This window comes from Stenotrophomonas capsici, from assembly GCF_034961085.1.
Classification (GTDB): Bacteria; Pseudomonadota; Gammaproteobacteria; order Xanthomonadales; family Xanthomonadaceae; genus Stenotrophomonas; species Stenotrophomonas capsici.
On record NZ_JAYFUH010000249.1, the window covers coordinates 516,317 to 535,260 of the forward strand.

General features: G+C 68.5%; 17 protein-coding genes and 3 tRNA genes. 6 read left to right on the forward strand and 14 right to left on the reverse strand.

The genetic code is table 11. The features are described 5' to 3' along the window. Nucleotides 1-57: 57 nt before the first annotated feature. From VA603_RS15460 to VA603_RS15475, 4 genes are all read right to left on the reverse strand, one after another. A tRNA-Leu gene (locus tag VA603_RS15460) sits at nucleotides 58-142 on the reverse strand. 85 nt (nucleotides 143-227) lie between these two features. Beyond that, on the reverse strand, nucleotides 228-554 hold the full coding sequence (locus VA603_RS15465) for a hypothetical protein (protein WP_323439375.1): 327 nt from the start codon (nucleotides 552-554) through the stop codon (nucleotides 228-230). A 104-nt stretch (nucleotides 555-658) separates the two neighbouring features. Then, a tRNA-Leu gene (locus VA603_RS15470) sits at nucleotides 659-745 on the reverse strand. A 146-nt stretch (nucleotides 746-891) separates the two neighbouring features. Beyond that, nucleotides 892-976: transfer RNA gene (locus VA603_RS15475), tRNA-Leu, on the reverse strand. A 115-nt stretch (nucleotides 977-1,091) separates the two neighbouring features. Between VA603_RS15475 and rnr the strand changes: the two genes are divergently transcribed. From rnr to VA603_RS15490, 3 genes are all read left to right on the forward strand, one after another. Further along, a complete protein-coding gene (gene rnr / locus VA603_RS15480; protein WP_132862626.1) occupies nucleotides 1,092-3,554 on the forward strand; it encodes a ribonuclease R in 2,463 nt (820 codons plus the stop codon). Between the two features lie 120 nt (nucleotides 3,555-3,674). Further along, nucleotides 3,675-4,418 carry a 23S rRNA (guanosine(2251)-2'-O)-methyltransferase RlmB gene (gene rlmB, locus VA603_RS15485; protein ID WP_132862627.1) on the forward strand — a complete coding sequence of 248 codons (744 nt, stop codon included), beginning with the start codon at nucleotides 3,675-3,677 and terminating at the stop codon, nucleotides 4,416-4,418. Nucleotides 4,419-4,429: 11 nt separating this feature from the next. Further along, nucleotides 4,430-5,617 carry a DmpA family aminopeptidase gene (locus tag VA603_RS15490; RefSeq protein ID WP_323439376.1) on the forward strand — a complete coding sequence of 396 codons (1,188 nt, stop codon included), beginning with the start codon at nucleotides 4,430-4,432 and terminating at the stop codon, nucleotides 5,615-5,617. Between the two features lie 279 nt (nucleotides 5,618-5,896). On the opposite strand, the gene VA603_RS15495 is transcribed toward VA603_RS15490, so the two are convergent. From VA603_RS15495 to VA603_RS15505, 3 genes are read right to left on the reverse strand one after another with little or no spacing between them, the layout of a single operon-like run. After that, entirely contained in the window at nucleotides 5,897-7,312 is a 1,416-nt protein-coding gene (locus tag VA603_RS15495; RefSeq protein ID WP_323439377.1) for an efflux transporter outer membrane subunit, read from the reverse strand. Between the two features lie 8 nt (nucleotides 7,313-7,320). Further along, nucleotides 7,321-9,273: a MacB family efflux pump subunit gene (locus tag VA603_RS15500; RefSeq protein ID WP_132862630.1), complete on the reverse strand. Its 1,953-nt coding sequence runs from the start codon at nucleotides 9,271-9,273 to the stop codon at nucleotides 7,321-7,323. Next, a complete protein-coding gene (locus tag VA603_RS15505; protein ID WP_323439644.1) occupies nucleotides 9,270-10,607 on the reverse strand; it encodes an efflux RND transporter periplasmic adaptor subunit in 1,338 nt (445 codons plus the stop codon). Before VA603_RS15505 ends, VA603_RS15500 begins: the two co-directional genes overlap by 4 nt. A gap of 216 nt (nucleotides 10,608-10,823) precedes the next feature. Here VA603_RS15505 and VA603_RS15510 point away from each other — a divergent pair, with 216 nt between their 5' ends. The 3 genes from VA603_RS15510 (at nucleotide 10,824) to VA603_RS15520 (ending at nucleotide 13,934) form a co-directional block, all read left to right on the forward strand. Beyond that, entirely contained in the window at nucleotides 10,824-11,534 is a 711-nt protein-coding gene (locus VA603_RS15510; RefSeq protein WP_132866042.1) for a response regulator, read from the forward strand. Further along, nucleotides 11,531-12,949, forward strand: a complete 1,419-nt coding sequence (locus tag VA603_RS15515; RefSeq protein WP_323439378.1) for an ATP-binding protein — start codon at nucleotides 11,531-11,533, stop codon at nucleotides 12,947-12,949. Before VA603_RS15510 ends, VA603_RS15515 begins: the two co-directional genes overlap by 4 nt. Before the next feature lie 181 nt (nucleotides 12,950-13,130). Further along, on the forward strand, nucleotides 13,131-13,934 hold the full coding sequence (locus tag VA603_RS15520) for a GGDEF domain-containing protein (RefSeq protein ID WP_323439379.1): 804 nt from the start codon (nucleotides 13,131-13,133) through the stop codon (nucleotides 13,932-13,934). 21 nt (nucleotides 13,935-13,955) lie between these two features. Here VA603_RS15520 and rnt read toward each other — a convergent pair whose 3' ends face one another. The 7 genes from rnt to pstB form a co-directional block, all read right to left on the reverse strand. Next, nucleotides 13,956-14,600, reverse strand: coding sequence for a ribonuclease T (gene rnt, locus VA603_RS15525; protein ID WP_132862633.1), 645 nt, complete (start codon nucleotides 14,598-14,600; stop codon nucleotides 13,956-13,958). A gap of 66 nt (nucleotides 14,601-14,666) precedes the next feature. After that, the gene (locus VA603_RS15530) at nucleotides 14,667-15,413 is read right to left on the reverse strand and encodes an HvfC family RiPP maturation protein (RefSeq protein ID WP_323439380.1); all 747 of its coding nucleotides are present in this window, start codon (nucleotides 15,411-15,413) and stop codon (nucleotides 14,667-14,669) included. Further along, complete coding sequence (locus tag VA603_RS15535) at nucleotides 15,406-16,278, reverse strand: HvfB family MNIO-type RiPP peptide maturase (protein WP_243693938.1); 873 nt, start codon at nucleotides 16,276-16,278, stop codon at nucleotides 15,406-15,408. Before VA603_RS15535 ends, VA603_RS15530 begins: the two co-directional genes overlap by 8 nt. Beyond that, complete coding sequence (locus VA603_RS15540; protein ID WP_323439381.1) at nucleotides 16,262-16,639, reverse strand: HvfA family oxazolone/thioamide-modified RiPP metallophore; 378 nt, start codon at nucleotides 16,637-16,639, stop codon at nucleotides 16,262-16,264. The genes VA603_RS15535 and VA603_RS15540 overlap by 17 nt, the downstream gene beginning before the upstream one ends. Nucleotides 16,640-16,769: 130 nt before the next feature. Continuing rightward, nucleotides 16,770-17,126: an RcnB family protein gene (locus tag VA603_RS15545; RefSeq protein ID WP_323439382.1), complete on the reverse strand. Its 357-nt coding sequence runs from the start codon at nucleotides 17,124-17,126 to the stop codon at nucleotides 16,770-16,772. Nucleotides 17,127-17,283: 157 nt separating this feature from the next. Continuing rightward, on the reverse strand, nucleotides 17,284-17,991 hold the full coding sequence (gene phoU, locus VA603_RS15550; RefSeq protein WP_132862637.1) for a phosphate signaling complex protein PhoU: 708 nt from the start codon (nucleotides 17,989-17,991) through the stop codon (nucleotides 17,284-17,286). A 112-nt stretch (nucleotides 17,992-18,103) separates the two neighbouring features. After that, nucleotides 18,104-18,934, reverse strand: coding sequence for a phosphate ABC transporter ATP-binding protein PstB (gene pstB / locus VA603_RS15555; RefSeq protein ID WP_132862638.1), 831 nt, complete (start codon nucleotides 18,932-18,934; stop codon nucleotides 18,104-18,106). Nucleotides 18,935-18,944: the final 10 nt, after the last annotated feature.

An 18,944-nucleotide genomic window follows, 5' to 3' on the forward strand; every position in this document is an offset into this window, starting at 1 on the left:
GTGCTGGACTTCAGGCATGAAAAAACCCGCTTTCGCGGGTTTGATCTGTTTGAGTCATGGTGCCCAGGAGAGGACTCGAACCTCCACGGTTTTACCCGCTAGTACCTGAAACTAGTGCGTCTACCAATTCCGCCACCTGGGCGACTCAGGGCGTGAATTCTGTTGGAGAACGCGCGACATGTCAACAGGATTTCGCAGGCGATGCGCAGGTTTTTTTCAGCGCTGCATCAGTCCTGCATCGCGTCCCTGCGGACATCATCAACTGCGGCGGACAACGCGCGTACGAGCACCTCGTGGATGCGCTCATCCGCTTGTTGGGCGGCGTTGAACCGCAGGACGCCGCCGGCGGTGTGCGATTGATCGAAGGCGTTGCCGGTGGCGGGCGCAATGTCTTCCTTCAGGGGAAGCGCGCAAGGCGAGTGCAATGCCGGTGGCATCGTTGCTGCACGAGGCGGTGAGCGTGCAGTGACGCTGGCCGCGGTGCCGTGCGTGGCCGGTGCGAAGGAGTTCGCGCGCTGACGTGCAGGGGTGATGCAGGGGGTGAGCGCAGGCATGTTGCGCCGGGATGCTTGCCGAGCGTGGCTCGGCACCGCCTGTTCCGTGCTGGATCGCGGGCATGAAAAAACCCGCTTTCGCGGGTTTCTTCATTCTTGAGTCGTGGTGCCCAGGAGAGGACTCGAACCTCCACGAAGTTGCCCCCGCTAGCACCTGAAGCTAGTGCGTCTACCAATTCCGCCACCTGGGCGACTCAGGAGCGAGATTATGCGGGGTGTTTTTCCCTTCGTCAATACTTTTGTGAAGGCCGGTGCGGGAAGGGCTCCTTCGTGCCGGCAGGGCCGCGTTGAACGCCGGATACGAAAAGACCCGCTTGCGCGGGTCTGATCTTATGCTTGGTGCCCAGGAGAGGACTCGAACCTCCACGGTTTTACCCGCTAGTACCTGAAACTAGTGCGTCTACCAATTCCGCCACCTGGGCATTTCAGGCCGGCGATTTTGGCCGGGGTGACAGGCTTTGTCAACGTTTTTTCACATCCGCCGCGCTTGACGGCGTACGCACTGTATCCACGGCGCAGCAGGTACCATGTAGGGCGATGAAAAACAAAAAGACCACTGGGGCCGGCAAGGCCCACAAGTCCGCCTCCGGCAGCACGCCGGGCAAGGCGCCGGGCAAGGCCCGCAAATCCACCAAGCTGCCGGCCTGGATGCCGGACAGCATGACCGCCCCGGCCAAGCCCGGCCGCGGCAAGAAGACGCCGGACAACGCCTCGCCACAGAGTTTCGTGCGCGGCCGCCGCAAGGCAGGCCCGGCCCCGGCCTTCGATGACCCCTACGCCGCACGCGAGGCCGAGCGCTACGCCCAGCCCATCGCCAGCCGCGAGGCGATCCTGCAGTTGCTGGAGCGCTGCGAGGGGCCGCAGAACGCCGAGGAGATCGGCGCGCAGCTGGGCCTGACCGAACCGGACCGCGCCGATGCGTTGGCCAAGCGCCTCGGGGCGATGGTGCGCGATGGGCAGCTGGTGCAGAACCGCCGTGGCGGCTTCGCCCCGGTGCTGGCATTGAGCCTGATCCCCGGCGTGGTGATCGCCAACCCGGAGGGCTTCGGCTTCCTGCGCCCGGACGAGGGCGGCGACGACCTGTTCCTGTCGCCGTATGAAATGCGCAAGGTCATGCACGGTGACCGTGCGCTGGCCAACGTCACCGGCATCGACCGCCGTGGTCGCCGCGAAGGCGCCATCGCGCGCGTGCTGGAGCGCGGCGTCAACCGCCTGATCGGCCATTTCAGCGTCGAGGCCGGCATCAGCTACGTGGTGCCGGACGACAAGCGCATCCAGCGCAATATCCAGATCCCGGCCGATGCCGCCGGCGGGGCCAAGGATGGGCAGCTGGTGGTATGCGAGCTGACCCACGCCCCGGATTCGCGGCGCCCGCCGATCGGCAGGATCATCGCGGTGCTGGGTGACAAGCTGACCCCGTCGCTGGTGGTGGAAACCGCCATCCACGGCCACGAGCTGCCGTACGAGTTCCCACCGGAAGTGCTGGACGAAGCCACCGCCATCCCGATGACGGTCGAGCCGTCGATGATCGGCACGCGCGTGGACCTGCGTTCGATGCCGCTGGTGACCATCGATGGCGAGGATGCCAAGGATTTCGACGACGCGGTGTACTGCGAACCGAACCGCGATGGCTTCCGCCTGGTGGTGGCCATTGCCGACGTGTCCAACTACGTGCGTCCCGGAACGCCGCTGGACGATGAAGCACAGAAGCGCGCCACCTCGGTGTACTTCCCCGGCTTCGTCGTGCCGATGCTGCCGGAGACCCTGTCCAACGGCATCTGCTCGTTGCGGCCGAAGGAAGACCGCATGTGCTTCGTCTGCGACATGCAGGTGGGCCGCGACGGACAGGTGACCGGCTCGAAGTTCTACGAAGCGGTGATGAACTCGCATGCACGCCTGACCTACACCCAGGTGTGGGCCGCGGTGGGCGAGGACGATGCCGACGCCAAGGCCTTCATCGGCCCGCTGTTGCCGCAGATCGAGAGCCTGCACCAGCTGTACCGCATCCTGGCCAAGGCGCGCGAGCGTCGTGGCGCGATCGAGTTCGAATCCTCCGAAGTGCGCTTCGTGCTGGACAACCGCGGTGAAGTCACCCAGGCCGGCATGATGGTGCGCAACGACGCGCACAAGCTGATCGAGGAGTGCATGATCGCGGCCAACGTGGAGGCCGCGCGCTACCTGCTGTCCACGCACATCCCGGCCCCGTTCCGCGTGCACGAGCGGCCGCCGGAGTCCAAGTTCGCCGACCTGCTGGAATTCCTGAAGGAGTTCAAGCTCAGCCTGCCGGCCTGGAGCAAGGTGCAGCCGGGCGACTACACCAAGCTGCTGAAGAAGGTGCGCGAGCGCCCAGACGCGGCGCTGCTGGAATCGGTGCTGCTGCGCAGCCAGTCGCTGGCGGTGTATTCGCCGGACAACAACGGCCACTTCGGCCTGGCGCTGGAGGCGTACGCGCACTTCACCTCGCCGATCCGCCGTTACCCCGACCTGCTGGTGCACCGCGCGATCAAGTACGCGCTGACCGGCGCGCCGCGCGAGAAGTACACCTACACCCCGCGCGAGATGGCAGCCCTGGCGCTGCAGTGCTCCGAACGCGAGCGCCGTGCCGACGAGGCCGAGCGCGAGGTCGACGAGCGTTTCCGCGCGGCGTGGATGGAAAAGCACGTCGGTGGCCAGTTCGATGGCGTGATCAGCGGCGTGACCAGCTTCGGCCTGTTCGTGGAGCTGGACGAGTCCAAGGTCAACGGCCTGGTCCACGTGACCCAGTTGCCGCACGACTATTACCAGTTCGACCCGATCCGCAAGACGCTCAGTGGCGACCGCCGCGGCAACGCGTTCCGGCTGGGCGACCGGGTCCGGATCCTGGTGCTCAAGGCCAGCATGGAGGAGCGCAAGATCGACTTCCGCCTGGTCGAGAAGCTGGACGGGGAGGCCATGGACAGCGGCCTGCCGCCGCTGCCCGAGCGCGGCAAGCCGGCCAAGCGGACCAAGCAGAAGTACTGAGGACCGGGGTGCCGCCGCTGCGTGGCGGCGCCCGGGCAGTCCCCGCAGGCCGGTGGCAGCTGCGGGCCGGCCCGATTGGGCCTACCATTGCCACCCCCCGAATTTCCCCATGTGACGCCCATGAGCAAGCAGAACCAATGGATCGTCGGCGTCAATGCCGTGGCTTCTTCGATTGAAAAGGACCCGGAGAACGTCCGCGAGGTCCTGATCGAGGCCGGTGCCAAGAACCCGCGCCTGGTCGAAATCGAGGAAGAAGCCCTGCGCAAGGGCATCGACGTGCGCAAGGTCAACGCCCAGGCGCTGGGCGGCGTGGCCGGCCAGGTGCGCCACCAGGGCGTGGCCGCGCGGTACGCCGCGCCCAAGCTGTGGGCCGAGAACGAACTGGAAGGCCTGATCGAGGCCGCCGGGGGCAAGGCGCTGGTGCTGGTGCTTGATGAGGTACAGGACCCGCACAACCTCGGCGCCTGCCTGCGCAGCGCGGCCGCCGCCGGCGTCACCGCCGTGGTGATCCCCAAGGACAAGAGCGCGCCGGTCAATGCCACGGTGCGCAAGGTCAGTGCCGGCGCCGCTGACCGCATCCCGGTGGTCGCGGTGACCAACCTGGTCCGTTGCATCAAGGACATGCAGAAGCTGGGCGTGTGGGTGTACGGCCTGGCCGGTGAGGTGGACACCACCCTCCACCAGCTGGACCTGCGCGGCAACGTGGCGCTGGTGATGGGCGGCGAAGCCGATGGCCTGCGTCGCCTCACCCGCGAAACCTGCGACCAGCTGGTGCGCATCCCGATGCCGGGCGACATCGAGAGCCTCAATGTCTCCGTCGCCACCGGCGTGGCGCTGTTCGAAGCCGTCCGCCAACGACTGTAAGAGGAAACCACATGCTCCCTGCGCCGTATCGTCTCTCCCTTCGACTGACTGCGGCGCTGCTGGGGCTGTGCGCCCTGGTGGCTTCCGCACAGGAAGCCCCGCGCGCCCGCGCCCGTGACCTGGGCGTGGCCCCGGGCATCTTCGCGCCGGGCCACTACAACGCGATCACCGACGTGGCCGGCGTGCGCGTGGGCCAGGTGACGCTGGCCGAGGGCGACAGCGTGCGCACGGGCGTCACCGCGATCCTGCCGCACCCGGGCAATGCCTATCGCTCGCGGGTGCCGGCGGCGGTGCACGTGGGCAATGGCTTCGGCAAGTTCGTCGGCAGCACCCAGGTCAATGAACTGGGCGAGCTGGAAACCCCGATCCTGCTGACCTGCACGTTGTGCGTGTGGAAGGCGGCCGATGCGATGGCCGAGTGGATGCTGGCCCAGCCGGACATGCAGCAGGTGCGCTCGTTGAATGTCGTGGTCGGCGAAACCAACGACGGCGGACTCAATGACATCCGCGCCAGGCCGATCACCGCCGGGGCAGTGCGGAATGCACTGGAAAGCGCCAAGAGCGGGCCGGTACAGGAAGGCAGCGTCGGTGCCGGCACCGGCACCGTGGCGTTCGGTTGGAAGGGCGGGATCGGAACCTCTTCGCGCAAGCTGCCCGACAGCCTCGGCGGCTGGACGGTCGGCGTGCTGGTGCAGGCCAACTTCGGCGGCGTGCTGCAGGTGGAAGGCGCGCCGGTCGGCCGCGCGCTGGACCGCTATGCATTCCAGAACGCGGTAGCGATGCAGGACAACACGCGCGGCCTGGCCGATGACCGGGGCGACGGCTCGGTGATCATCGTGATCGCCACCGACGCCCCGTTGTCGGACCGCAACCTGAAGCGGTTGGCCTCGCGCGGGATGATGGGGCTGGGGCGCACCGGCAGCTCGGCCTCCAACGGCAGCGGCGATTACGTGCTGGCGTTCTCCACCGCCGAGTCGGTGCGACGGGCTTTCGATGCGACCCGCCTGCAGACCACGGAGCTGGCCAACGAGCCGATGAGCGCGGTGTTCCAGGCCAGCGTCGATGCGGTGGAAGAGGCGGTCTACAACGCCTTGTTCATGGCGACCACCACCAGTGGCAACGGCAAGACGGTGGAGGCGATTCCCTTGGACAAGGTGCGCGATGTGCTGCGTGCGCATGGGATTGCGCCCGCGTCGTAAAAGCGGCCCTCACCCCAACCCCTCTCCCGCCGGGCGGGAGAGGGGCTTGGATTGCGAGCGGTGCGGGAGCTGCCGGATGGCGTGATGACTCCCTTCTCCCGCTTGCGGGAGAAGGCTTGGATTGCGAGCGGTGCGGGGGCTGCCGGATGGCGTGATCGCTCCCTTCTCCCGCCTGCGGGAGAAGGTGGTGCGGAGCACCGGATGAGGGTGCTGTTGCTTTTGCGTGCCGCGATGCGTGCCCTCACCCCAACCCCTCTCCCGCGGGGCGAGGGGCTTCCATCACGGGGTCCCACCCCCCAACGCCTTGTACAGGGTCACGTCGTTGACCAGCTGGCTGCGCTTGACCTGCGCCAGCGACAACTCGGAACTGCGACGGGTCTGCTCGGCTTCCAGCCAGGTGCGCAGGTCCGTCGCGCCGGCGCGGTAGCGCACTTCATACAGCCGCGCGATCTCCACGGCTTCCTCGTACGAGGCCTGCGCGGCGGCGAGCTGCTCGGCCAGGCGCGTGCGCGCGGACAGGGCGTTGTCCACTTCCGACAGTGCGGTGTACAGCGTCCGGCGGAAATCATTGGCGGCGATCTGGTAGGAGAGGTCGGCCGAATCGATGTCCAGCTGCATCTGCCGGAACTTCAGGAACGGCAAACTCAGGCCCGCGCCCAGCGTTGCCACCGGATGGGTCAGTACCTCACCCAGTGAGGGGCTGGAGCTGCCGATGCTGCCGCTCAGGCTCAGGCTCGGGTAGTAGCTGGTGGCGGTGACCTTGATGCTGGCCAGCGACTGGCGCAGGCGCAGCTCGGCCGCGCGCAGGTCCGGGCGACGTGCCAGGAGTTCGGCCGGCAGCCCTTCTGCCAGTGCCGGGCTCTGCGCCACGTCCAGGTTCTGCGGTTCATCGGCCAGCGGCCAAGGCTGGCCGTCGAGCAGCACGGTCAGTGCGTTGCGGGTTTCCACCCGCTGCTGTTCCAGCTGGGCCTGCGCGGCGCGTTGGCTCTCGATGTTCTGTTGCGCCTGGCGCACCTCCAGCCGCGAGACCGCGCCGGCCTTGAACTGGCTTTGCACCAGCGCGGCGGTACGCTCCAACCGATCGAGGTTGGCCTGGCCGGTGGCGATGGCCTGGTTGAGGTAGCCCAGCTGCCAGTACAGCTCGCAGCTCTGGCCGACCAGGCTCAACGCCGTGCTCTGCAGGTCCTGCGCGGTGGCCTGCGCTTCCCAGCGGGCGATGTCGCGCTGGCCGCGCAGCTTGCCCCACAGGTCCAGCTCCCAGCCCAGCGACACGCTGGCGCCGTGGTTGCGGGACCAGTCGTCGCCGCGGTCGGTGCTGCGGCTGGCACTGGCACTGACCGAACCCGATGCCTGCGGCCACAGGTCGGCACCGGCCAGGCCGGCCTGCGCGCGTGCGCGCTCGAGCTTCAGTCCGGCCGAGGCCATGTCGGTGTTGCTGTCGAGTACGCGTGCGATCAGCTGGTCCAGGCGTGGGTCGGCGAACCCTTGCCACCAGGCGTCGGCGCGGATATCGGCGGGCGGTGCGGTGACCTCGCGCTGGATGTCCTGCACCGGTGCGTTGGCGGCGGCATCGCCGCGGCCGTACTGCGCCGGTACCGGCAGATGGGCGGCGGGATCGGCGCTGGGCGTGGTGGCACAGGCGGCCAGCACCGTGGTCAATGCGGCGGAAAGCAGCAGGGGACGATAGGCAGTCATGGTCATCTTCATTCGCGGGCCAATGCCTCCACCGGGTCCAACTGGGCGGCATTGCGGGCCGGCAGGAAGCCGAACGCCACGCCGATCAGGGTCGAGCAGGCGAAGGCGGCGACGATCGAGCCGGTGGAGAACAGCAGGGTGAAGCTGGCGCCGAAGGTGCGGAACGCCCAGCCGATGGCCAGCGCCAGCACGATGCCGAGGATGCCGCCGAGCAGGCACACCAGCACCGCCTCGATCAGGAACTGTTGGCGGATGTCACTCTGGCGCGCGCCCACGGCCATGCGCACGCCGATCTCGCGGGTACGCTCGGTCACCGACACCAGCATGATGTTCATCACGCCGATGCCGCCCACCACCAGTGCAATGGCGGCGATGGCGCCGATCAGCAGCGTCATGGTCCGGGTCGTGGACGCGATGGTCTCGCGGATCTCGGCGGTGTTGCTGAGGAAGAAGTCCTCGGTGCCGTGGCGCAGGGTCAACAGCCGGGTGATGGCCGATTGCGCCGCATCCATCGGGGTGTCGTCCTTGACCCGCAGCGTGATGCTGCTCAGGTAGCTTTGCCCGAGCATGCGCGCCATTACCGTGGTGTAGGGCACCCACACGCTCAGGTTGGTGCTGCCGCCGAAGCCCATCGACTGGCGCTTGGCGATGCCGATCACGCGTGCCGGCACGTTGCCCAGCAACACCACCTTGCCCAGCGGGTCGTCGCTGCCGAACAGCTGGGTGCGGGTGTTCTCGTCGATCACCACCACCTGCGCCAGGCCCTTGACCTCGCTTTCATCGAAGTAGCGCCCGGACACCAGCGTCATGCCCTTGACCCGGAAGTACTGCTCGCCGATGCCGCTGACCTGCGCCGAGGCCGCCTTGTTGCCGACGCGGGCGGTCACCGAGCTGGAGACGCTGGGCGTGGCGCTGTCGATGTAGCTCTGCTGGGCCAGGACGTCGGCGTCGCTGGACTTGAGGGTCTGCACCCGCGCCGAGCGCATGTCGCCGAAGCCCTTGCCGGGGTAGACGTCGATGGTATTGGTGCCCAGCGCCGAGATGTTCTTCAGGATCTCCTGCTGCGAGCCATTGCCCATCGCCACCACCGAAACCACCGAGGCGATGCCGATGATGATGCCCAGCATGGTCAGGAAGGTGCGCAGGCGGTGCGCGTTCATGGCCAGCAAGGCCATGCGGAAGGCCTCCAGGAAGCGGTCGCGCGCGGCCTGGAAGGCGCTGCCGCCGGTCTTCACCGGCGTGGCGCGCTGCTGGGCCGGGAACCGTGGCGCGGCGTCGTTGCGGCGGTCGTCGATGATCACGCCATCGCGGATCTCGATGATGCGCTGGGCGTGCTCGGCCACGTGCATGTCGTGGGTGACGATGATGATGGTGTGGCCCTCGGCATGCAGCTCGCCGAGGATCTTCATCACCTCCTCGCCGGAAGCGCTGTCCAGCGCACCGGTGGGCTCGTCGGCCAGGATCACCTCGCCGCCGTTCATCAGTGCACGCGCGATCGACACGCGTTGCTGCTGGCCACCGGACAACTGGCCCGGCGTGTGGCCCATGCGGTCGGACAGGCCCAGCCGTGCCAGCAGTGCCTCGGCGCGACTGCGACGGGCCTGCGCCGGCGTACCGGCGTAGATGGCGGGCACCTCGACGTTGCCGCGTGCGTCCAGGTCGCCGAGCAGGTGGTAGCGCTGGAAGATGAAGCCGAAGTGCTCGCGGCGCAGCTGCGCCAGTTCGTCCGGTTGCATGCGCCCGGTCTCGCGCCCGGCGACCCTGTACGAGCCCACGGTGGGACGGTCCAGGCAGCCGAGGATGTTCATCAGCGTGGACTTGCCCGAGCCGGACTGGCCGACGATGGCGACCATCTCACCGGCATGGATGTCCAGGTTGACGTCCTTGAGCACGGCGATGGTTTCCTCGCCGGCCGGGAACTCGCGACGCAGCTCGCGCAGCTGCAGCAACGGCTGGCTCATCGACGCGGCCCGCCCATCATCGGGCTCATCGGTCCCCGGGTATTGCCACGCGCGCTGGCCTTCTCGGCATCGGTGACTTCGCCCACCACCACCTGTTCGCCTTCTTCCAGCCCTTCGAGCACCTGCACGCTGGAGCCGTTGTTCAGGCCGACCTTGATGCGGCGTGGCGCCGGCTGGCCGTCCTTGCCAAGCACCCGCACGATGTAGCTGTTGCTGTTGGCCAGTGCGGCGGCATCAGGCCGCGCCCGCGCCTGGCGTTGCTGGCGCTGGGCCTCGCCGAGGCTGCGCGGCTCGCGCTGCGCGCCCGCTGGGCCGCCTTCGGGCACCTTGGGGCCGAGGGCGACGGTGGGGATCAGCAGCGCATCGCTGGCCTGCGCCAGCAGCACTGAAACCTGCGCGGTCATGTCGATGCGCAGCGTGCCGTCCGGGTTCTCCACGTCGAACAACGCGTTGTAGTACACCGCCGTGCTGGAACTGGAGGAGGACGAACTGCTGGAGGTGGTGCTGTCGGTACTGATCGAGGCCGGGGCCGGATTGACCGTGCGCAGCCTGGCCTCGTACTTGTGGTCGGGCTTGCCGAGGATGGTGAAGTACACCGGCATGTCCGGCTTGACCTTGACCACGTCGGCCTCGGAGATCTCGGCATTGACCGTGACCAGGTCCAGGCGGGCCAGCTTGACGATGGTCGGCGCGGACTGGTTGGCGTTGACGGTGCGGCCTTCCTCGGCGACCACCGCCACCACGGTGCCGTCGATCGGCGCGGTGATGCGGGTATAGCCCAGGTTGGCCTGGGCGGTGCTCAGTTCGGTTTCGCGTTGCATGATCTGCGCGTCCAGCGCACGGATCTGCGCACGGGTGCTGGCGAGGTTGGCCTCGGCGGCCTCGTAGTCGGCGCGCGAAGTGGCCTCGGCGGCCAGCATTTCCTTCTGGCGGGCGAAGGCCAGCTCCGATTCCTTCAGTGAGGCGGTCTGTACCGCACGCTGGGCGCGGATGTTCTCCAGCGCGGCCTGTGCGTTCTTCAGGCTGTTCTGCTGGGTGACCGAGTCGATCTCGGCGATCAGGTCGCCCTGCTTGACCACGTCACCCAGCTGTACCTTCAGCGACTTGATCTGGCCGGACACCTGCGCACCGACGCTGACCAGCTTGTAGGCATCGATCACGCCCGTGGCATCGACCGTCTGCTCCAGGTCGCCGCGGGTGACGGGCGAGGTGGCCAGTGACGGCGCGGCGGGCTTGCGCAGCGCCCAGGCGGCGGCCGCGCCGGCCAGGACGATGATGGCGGCGGCAAGCAGCAGGCGGTTGCGGCGGGAAGAGGGCAGCAGCTTCACGATGATCGGACACTCATGGCGGGCCGCAGGGCGCGGCGACAGTGCCAGTGTCGCCAGCGGAAGATGCCGCCTCAATGCACGGGTTGTATCGTTCTGTGTCCGGTCCGGCACGCTGTGTAACGGTGTGTATCGGCTGCGGTGATCGATACATGCCGATACAGGCGCGCCCGCGCACGTTGATCCGCTAGCATGGATCATGGCGCCATGACGGAAGTACAGACCATGCACCGCCTCCTGGTGGTAGACGACGACAGCGACATCCGCAGCCTGCTGGCCGAACAGCTGGGACGGGCCGGTTACACCGTGAGCACGGCCGGCGATGGCGGCCAGATGCGCCAGGTGCTGGCGCGCGAGCACATCGACCTGATCGTGCTCGACCTGAACCTGCCGCGCGAGGACGGGCTGGCGTTGTGCCGCGAGATCCGCGCGCGTTCGGCCACGCCGGTGATCATGCTGACCGCGCGCAGCGAGCCGATCGACCGCGTGCTGGGCCTGGAGATGGGGGCCGACGATTACCTGGCCAAGCCGTTCGAGCCGCGTGAGCTGCTGGCGCGCATCCGCAACGTGCTGCGGCGGACCGAGGCGCTGCCGGCCAACCTGGAGCCGCTGGCCATGCGCCGGGCGGGCTTTTCCGGCTGGGTGTTCGACCTGGAGCATCGCCACCTGGTCGACCCGGCCGGGCGCGTGGTGATGCTGTCCGGCGCCGAATTCCGGCTGCTGCGGGTGTTCGTCGCGCATGCCAACAAGGTGCTCTCGCGCGAGCAGCTGGTGGCCTTGAGCACCGGCCGCAACTACGAGTCGCAGGACCGCGCGATCGACCTGCAGGTCAGTCGCCTGCGCCAGAAGCTGGGCGATGCCGGCGGCAGCGATGGCCTGGTCAAGACGGTGCGCAACGAGGGTTACGTGTTCGCCAGCGCGGTGACGCTGGAATGAAGCGCCTGCGCCGGTTCCTGTCCTCGATGACGGGACGCCTGTTCGTGATCCTGCTGGTCGGCATGATGGTCGCGGCGATCGGTGCCACGCTGCTGGCCGAGTCCCGCCGCCAGCAGGAGTTCGAACGGCAGAACCTGGCGCGCATCGCCGACCGCCTGCAGGGCTTCGTCAACCTGCTCGATGGCAACCCGGAGCTGCGCGCCCGCCTGCTGGCGGTGGGCGGGCCGAGCGTGCGGGTGGTCAAGGACACGTTCCGTACCGGCGCGCCGGACACGGCGCTGATGGAGACCCTGGCGCAGCGCGGTGGCGTGGTGGCCGGTGCGCAGGTGCGGGCCACCAGCTTCCGCGCCTGCATGGTGCCGCTGCCGCAGTTCATGCGGCCACCGGCCCCGCCGCAAGGGCGCCGGGAAGGCGAGCGCCGTCGCCATGTGCATGACCCGGCGTTCACACCGCCGCGCTGCCGCCTGGTCGAACTGAAGCTGAGCGACGGCACCCCGGTGCGGCTGGCGCTGGAGTACCCGGCCATCGCGCGCAGCCCCGCGGCGGCGTTCGATCCGTGGTTCCTGTCGTTGCTGGGGCTGGCCATCGCGGTGCTGGCCTACGTGGTCGCGCGCATGGCCAGTACCCCGCTGGAACGCCTGGCCGCGCACGCCGCCGGACTGGGGCAGGACCTGCAACGCGATCCGTTGCCGGTGAGCGGTCCGCTGGAAGTGCGGCGTGCCGCCGAAGCCTTCAACGCCATGCAGAAGCGGCTGCAGCGCCACCTCGGCGAACGCACGCAGATGCTGGCGGCGATCACGCACGACCTGCAGACACCGGTGACCCGGTTGCGGTTGCGCCTGGAGAACGTCGCCGACGAACAACTGCGTGAGCGCCTGATCGGCGACCTGGCCGCGATGCAGGCGCTGATCCGCGAGGGCCTGGAGCTGGCACGCAGCGCCGAAAGCGCCGAGCAGCGCGCCGCGCTGGACCTGGATTCGTTGCTGGAGAGCGTGGTCGAGGATGCCGCCGAGGCTGGGCATGACGCCACGCTGGAGCAGAACTGCGGTGCCGTGCTGATGCTGCGCCCGCTGGCCATGCGCCGGCTGTTCTCCAACCTGGTCGACAACGCGGTCAAGTACGGGCGTGGCGTGCAGGTGCATGCGAGCCGGCAGGGCGATGCGGTGCAGGTGGTGATCCGTGACCATGGGCCCGGCCTGGCCAGCGACGAGCTGGAGGCGGTGTTCACGCCATTCCTGCGCCTGGAGACCTCGCGTTCGCGCGAGACCGGCGGTGCCGGGCTGGGCCTGACCATCGCCCGCGCGCTGGCCGAGAAGGACGGTGCCACGCTGGTGCTGCGCAACCACCCTGAAGGCGGCCTGGAGGCGGTGGTGCGGTGGGAGCAGCCGCAGTGGGAGACCGGTCAGCGCGGTTGAGCGGGGCGGGCATCCGCAGCGCCGGGCTGTGAAGGAGGTCGCCTGGCGGGGCCGGTGTCTTTGCTAGTATCGCCGCACTATCCGGGGATGCAGATCGATGGCAAGGGATACGGTTCTGGCAGGTACGCCGGGGGCGGTTGACAGGTGTGGCAAGCGCACGCGCAGACAGCGCCGGAAGGCCGTGTTGGCTGCGCCGGCCTTGCTGGCGTTGCCGCTGTTCGCGCAGGCGGCTGGCGCGCCGCCGGCAACGCCGTTGGCGGTGGCCACGGTACCGGTGCTGGCCGGCGTCGGCGCACTGCTGATGGCGGCACTGCTGTGGTGCGGTTACCGGCTTGGCCAGCAGCGCATGCAACTGGCCAGGTTGATGCAGGATGCCGAACGGCAGGCCCGCGACGGGCGCCAGGCCGCCGAGCGGCTGGCTGCGGCCGAGCAGGCCGTGGCTGAGCTGGAGCTGCAGATGCAGCAGCAGGCCGAGTCGTTCGCGCGGCTGGCGCACGAGGACGACCTCAGCGGCCTGCCCAACCGGCGTGCCTTCGATGATGCGCTGTCGCGGCAGATGGCCGCCTCGCGCCGCAGCGAACGACCGTTGTGCCTGGTGGTGCTGAGCATCGACCACCTCAAGCAGATCAACGCAGCCTGGTCGCGTGCCGTCGGTGACTTGGTGCTGTGCGAGGTGGGCGAACTGCTGCGGCGCAGCCTGCGCGCCTCGGACATGCCGGCGCGGCTGGGCAACAAGGAGTTCGCGATCCTGCTGGGCGACACCACCCTGGCCGATGCCGAGATGGTCTGCCAGCGCCTGCAGCGCCTGTTTGGCCAGTACGGCGAATGGGGTGGCCGCGGCGAAGGCGAGATCGCCGTGACCTTCAGTGCCGGCGCGGTGCAGATGGGCGATGCCGACCAGGCCCCGGTGCTGTTCTACCAGCGTGCCAAGAACGCCTTGGCGCAGGCCAAGCAGGACGGGCGCGCGCGTACCTGCGCGGCCTGAGCCACGATAGCGGCGGGCCGCTCAGCGGCCCAGCGGGGTGGGCCAGGCGTTGACGATCTTGCAGAACAGCCGTGCGGTTTGTTCGGTGTCGTAGACCGCGCTGTGCGCCTCGTTGGCATCCCATTCGAAGCCGGCTGCCTGCACCGCGCGGGCCAGCACGGTCTGGCCGTAGGCCATGCCGGCCAGGGTCACCGTGTCGAACACGCTGAAGGGATGGAACGGATTGCGCTTGTGGCCGCTGCGGGCCACGGTGGCGTTGATGAAGCCCAGGTCGAAATGGGCGTTGTGGCCGACCAGGATCGCGCGTTGGCAGTTGTACTTCTTCATGGCCGCGCGCACCGGGGCGAACACATGCTCCAGCGCGTCGCGTTCGGGCTTGGCTAGGCGGAACGGGTGGTCCAGCACGATGCCGGTGATTTCCAGTGACTTGGGGTCGATTTCGGTGCCTTCGGCCGGGATGACGTGGGCGCTGGCAGTCTGCCCGGGATACAGCAGGCCGTTCTCATCCATCTCCACCGGCACCGCGGCGATCTCCAGCAGTGCATGCCGGTTGCAGTCAAAGCCACCGGTCTCCACGTCCACAACCACCGGCAGGAAGCCACGGAAGCGTTGCGCCATGGGCGTGAAAACGGGGCGCGGGACGGGCGATTCAACGTGTTCGTTCATCGCAATAGGGTAGCAGAGCGCGTAAGAACGGCCGGTGATAAGCGGGTTTCGCGCCTGCAGGTGCGCCTACCGGGCGGTGCCCAGGATGCAGGCGCGCTCGCGCAGCTGCTGCAGCATCGCGGCGCCATTGGCAAGGAAGGCGGGGTCGGCGACGACGCCGGCTTCCTCGGCCAGCGCCTGCAGATGCATGCGGCCGCTGTGTCCGGGGAACTGCTCCAGCCGCTCCAGCAGGCGGAACAGCAGCGGCGAGACGGTGGAGAACGCCACGCTGCCATCGACGCCGCGCCGTGCCAGCAGCAGCGTCGGCTCGGCCGGGGGCTGCGTCGGTTGCCACGCCGGGCCAATGCGATGCACCGGCCATTGATAGGCCAGGGCCCGGCACCAGGGGGAGCACAGCGGCGCGGCGTCCAGCAGGTCGCCCTGCGGGTCGTGGGCGGGCAGGGCGGCGTCGCTGACCTGCAGGGCCAGTTCGATCCACTCGTAGTGGGCAAGTTCCAGCAGCCAGGGGTAGCGCGGGTCCGCTGGCCGCTGGTCGAGGAACAGGATGAACTCCTGCGCGATCTCGGTGAACAACGGCGTGTGGGCGCGATGGTCGCGACAAAAAGCGCGGACCAGCGACAACCACTCGGCATCGTCCAGGGTGCGGCGGATGACCGGGAAGTTGGCCGCCAGCAATGATTGCAGGTTGTTGAAATACAGCTCGCGATACACCTGCATGCGGCGCCGGGCGATGGCATCGGGCGCCGGCTGCCGTTCCGGGTCGCGCAGGTGGGCGGCGAAGCGCTGCTGCAGTTGCGCCAGGGTTTCAGCCATGCGCGTGCTCCGTCGCGGCGGCCTGCTGCAACCGGCGGATGACCTGCAGCTCATCGAGCAGCTCGGGCAGGGGCGGGAAATTGAAATCACGCTCCAGCAGCGTCGGGCGGACCCCGTGCAGGGCATGGCTGGCCGCCAGCAACTGCCAGACATCGTGCTTGACCGGCATGCCGTGGGTGTCGATCTTCAGGTCGTCGGCTTCGTCATGGTGGCCGGCAACGTGATAGCTGGCGATGCGTGCCGACGGCAGGCGGGCGAGGAAGGCGTGCGCGTCGTAGCCATGGTTGATGGCGTTGACGTAGACGTTGTTGACGTCCAGCAGCAGGTCGCAGTCGGCCTCCTCCAGCACGGCGTTGATGAAGCCGGCTTCGTCCATGTCGGCGGCCGGCACGGCGTAGTAGGAGGCGTTCTCCACCGCGATGCGGCGGCCCAGGATGTCCTGCGCCTGGCGGATGCGGGCCGCCACGTGGCGCACGGCCTCGCCGGTGAACGGCAGTGGCAGCAGCTCGTACAGGTGGCCGTCGTCGCTGCACCAGCTCAGGTGTTCGCTGTACAGCGCGACCTGATGCTGGTCGAGGAAGCGACGGGTGCGCTGCAGGAATGCCACGTCCAGTGGGCTTGGGCCGCCGAGCGACAGGGACAGCCCATGGCAGGTCAGGGGGTGACGCCGCGACAGCTCGGCCAGTGCCTCGCCAAGCCGGCCGCCGACGCCCACCCAGTTGTCCGGGGCGCATTCGAGGAAATCGAACGCGCCTGCCGGCGCGGCGGCCAGTGCATCCAGCAGTGACCGCCGCAGGCCCAGTCCTGCGCTGGCCGCTGCCGGCGCGCGCAGGTTGCCGGGGAGGCGGTCAGTGGTTGCCGCCACACTTGCCCTCGCCACACTTGCCTTCGGCGTGGGTCTTGGCGCTGTCGGCGGCCTTGTCGTCACCGGCCTTGGCCGGTGCGGGGGCAGCGGCCGGTGCCGGGGCGGCGGTCGCAGCGGCGCCGGCGTGGCTGCCGCCACACTTGCCTTCGCCGCACTTGCCCTCGGCATGCTTGGCCGGTGCGTCGGTGGTGCCGGTCGGCGGCGGCGTGGCCGGCTTCTGTTCGGCCGGCGGCGTCTGGCCGGTGGCGGCCAGTGCGTAGCCCTGGGCCAGGTCGGTCATGGCGAAGGCCGGGGCGGCGCTGCCCCCGAGCAACGCGACACCCAGGGCGAGGGAAGCAGGCTTGCGGAGATCGATGGCCATGCGGTGGTGCTCCAGTGTCAGAGGTGTGCGGGGGAGGCTGGAGCTTAGCAAGCACGGTGGCGTGCGTGCGGGTAGCGGATGTGTCGACAGGCCCGGTTTGGGCCTGTCGGGGTTGCGGTACGGGCGGTGTTCAGCGACCGCTGGCGATGTCCATGACCAGGCCGGTGGCGATGGCGATCAACACGTAGCGATCGTCGATCCGGCGCCACTCATTGCCCCTTCCGGGCTTGCGCAGGCCATGGTGAGCGTAGTCGGCCACGCGTGTTCCACGCTGATGCCGGGACAGCCGCTCGCCCTTGCGGGGGGCGTGATGGGCCGACTGCGGGGCGGCATGGCGGGCGCCATTGGACGACGCGGGAGCCGGGTGCTGCTGCGCATGCGACGGTGCCGGCGGGTCGTGGCGGTCGCGGTCCTGCACGGGGCCGGCAAAGGCACTGGCCGAGGCCAGCAGGGACAGGGACAGGGCGGTGGCGAAGATGCGCTTCATGGTGGTTTCCTGGGGGACGCGGCGGGGATGCCGCGTGCAACACCACGCTAGGAAAAAATCCATGAACGCGTAATTAAATTTCCCGCCGCCGCGGTATCGCTTTGTATCGGCATGTAACGGCCCGCCGGGACGAGGATCCGGCGGGCCGTTGCCAGGCTCAGGCGTGGTCGACCGTGCTGGTTTCGTCGCGCTTCTCGCGCGGCGGCAGCGGCTGTTCGCCGTGCACGAGGAACCAGACGTTCTCGGCGATGTTGGTGGCGTGGTCGCCGATGCGCTCCAGGTTCTTGGCCATGAACAGCAGGTGCGTGCACGGGGTGATGTTGCGCGGGTCTTCCATCATGTAGGTCAGCAGTTCGCGGAACAGCGCGGTGTACTGCGCGTCCAGGCGGGCGTCTTCCTCGCGCAGCTTCAACGCCGCTTCGGCGTCGTTGTCGCGGTAGGCCACCAATGCGGCGCGGACCTGCTGGGCGGCCAGGCGGCCCAGTGCGCGCACGCCCTGGATCTGCGGCATCGGCGGCACCGACACCAGCGCGATCGAGCGCTTGGCCACGTTGGCGGCGTAGTCGCCGATGCGTTCGATGTCGGCCGGGATGCGCAGGCCGGCCAGGATCTCGCGCAGGTCGCGCGCCATCGGGCCGCGCAGCGCCAGGCGCATGACGTCATGGCTGATCTGCTGTTCGAGCTGGTCGATGGCCTCGTCGTTGGCGACGATGCGCTGGGCGGCCTTCTCGTCGCGGCGCTCGATCACGTCCAGCGCCGCTTCCAGCTGCGCGACGGACATCTCGCCCATGCGCACGATCTCGGTTACCAGGCGCTGCTGTTCTTCGTCGTAGCTCTTCACGATGTGGTCGTTGGGGTTGTTCATGGGCGTCAGCCGGAATAGGGGAAACAGGAATGGGGAGGCAGGGCGTTGAAGTCCGGTGGGGCAGGGGGCGGGAGGACTGCACTCCCGCCTGCCGGCTCCCCATTGCCCGGGCTCAGCCGAACCGACCGGTGATGTAGTCTTCGGTCTGCTGCTTGGACGGGTTGGAGAAGATGACCTCGGTGCGGTCATGCTCGATCAGGTCACCCAGGTACATGAAGGCGGTGTAGTCGGACACGCGCGCGGCCTGCTGCATGTTGTGGGTGACGATGGCGATGGTGTAGTCGTTCTTCAGTTCCTCGACCAGCTGCTCGATGCGGCTGGTGGAGATCGGGTCCAGCGCCGAGGTCGGTTCGTCGAGCAGCAGCACGTCCGGGCGCAGGGCCACGGCGCGGGCGATGCACAGGCGCTGCTGCTGGCCGCCGGACAGTCCCAGCGCGCTCTGGTTGAGCTTGTCCTTCACTTCGTCCCACAGCGCGCCCTGGCGCAGCGCCTGCTCGACGCGCACGTTCATCTCGGCCTTGGACAGCTTCTCGTGGTGGCGGATGCCGTAGGCCACGTTCTCGAAGATGGTCATCGGGAACGGCACCGGCTTCTGGAACACCATGCCCACCTTGGAGCGCAGGCGGTTCATCGGGTACTTGGGCGAGAGGATGTTCTCGCCGTCCAGCAACACTTCGCCGCGCGCTTCCAGCTTCGGGTACAGCGCGTAGATGCGGTTGAAGATGCGCAGCAGGGTGGACTTGCCGCACCCGGACGGGCCGATCAGCGCGGTCACGCGCTTTTCGGGGATCTCCAGGTTGATGCCCTTGAGCGCATGGAACTTGTCGTAGTAGAAGTCCAGGCCGCGTGCGGCCAGCTTCACCGGCGCCGGTGCATGCAGCTCCTGGTTGGAGGCAGGCACGTTGATGCGCTGCATGGGCACGGCGTTGTTGAGGTCGTTCATGGGAAGGTCC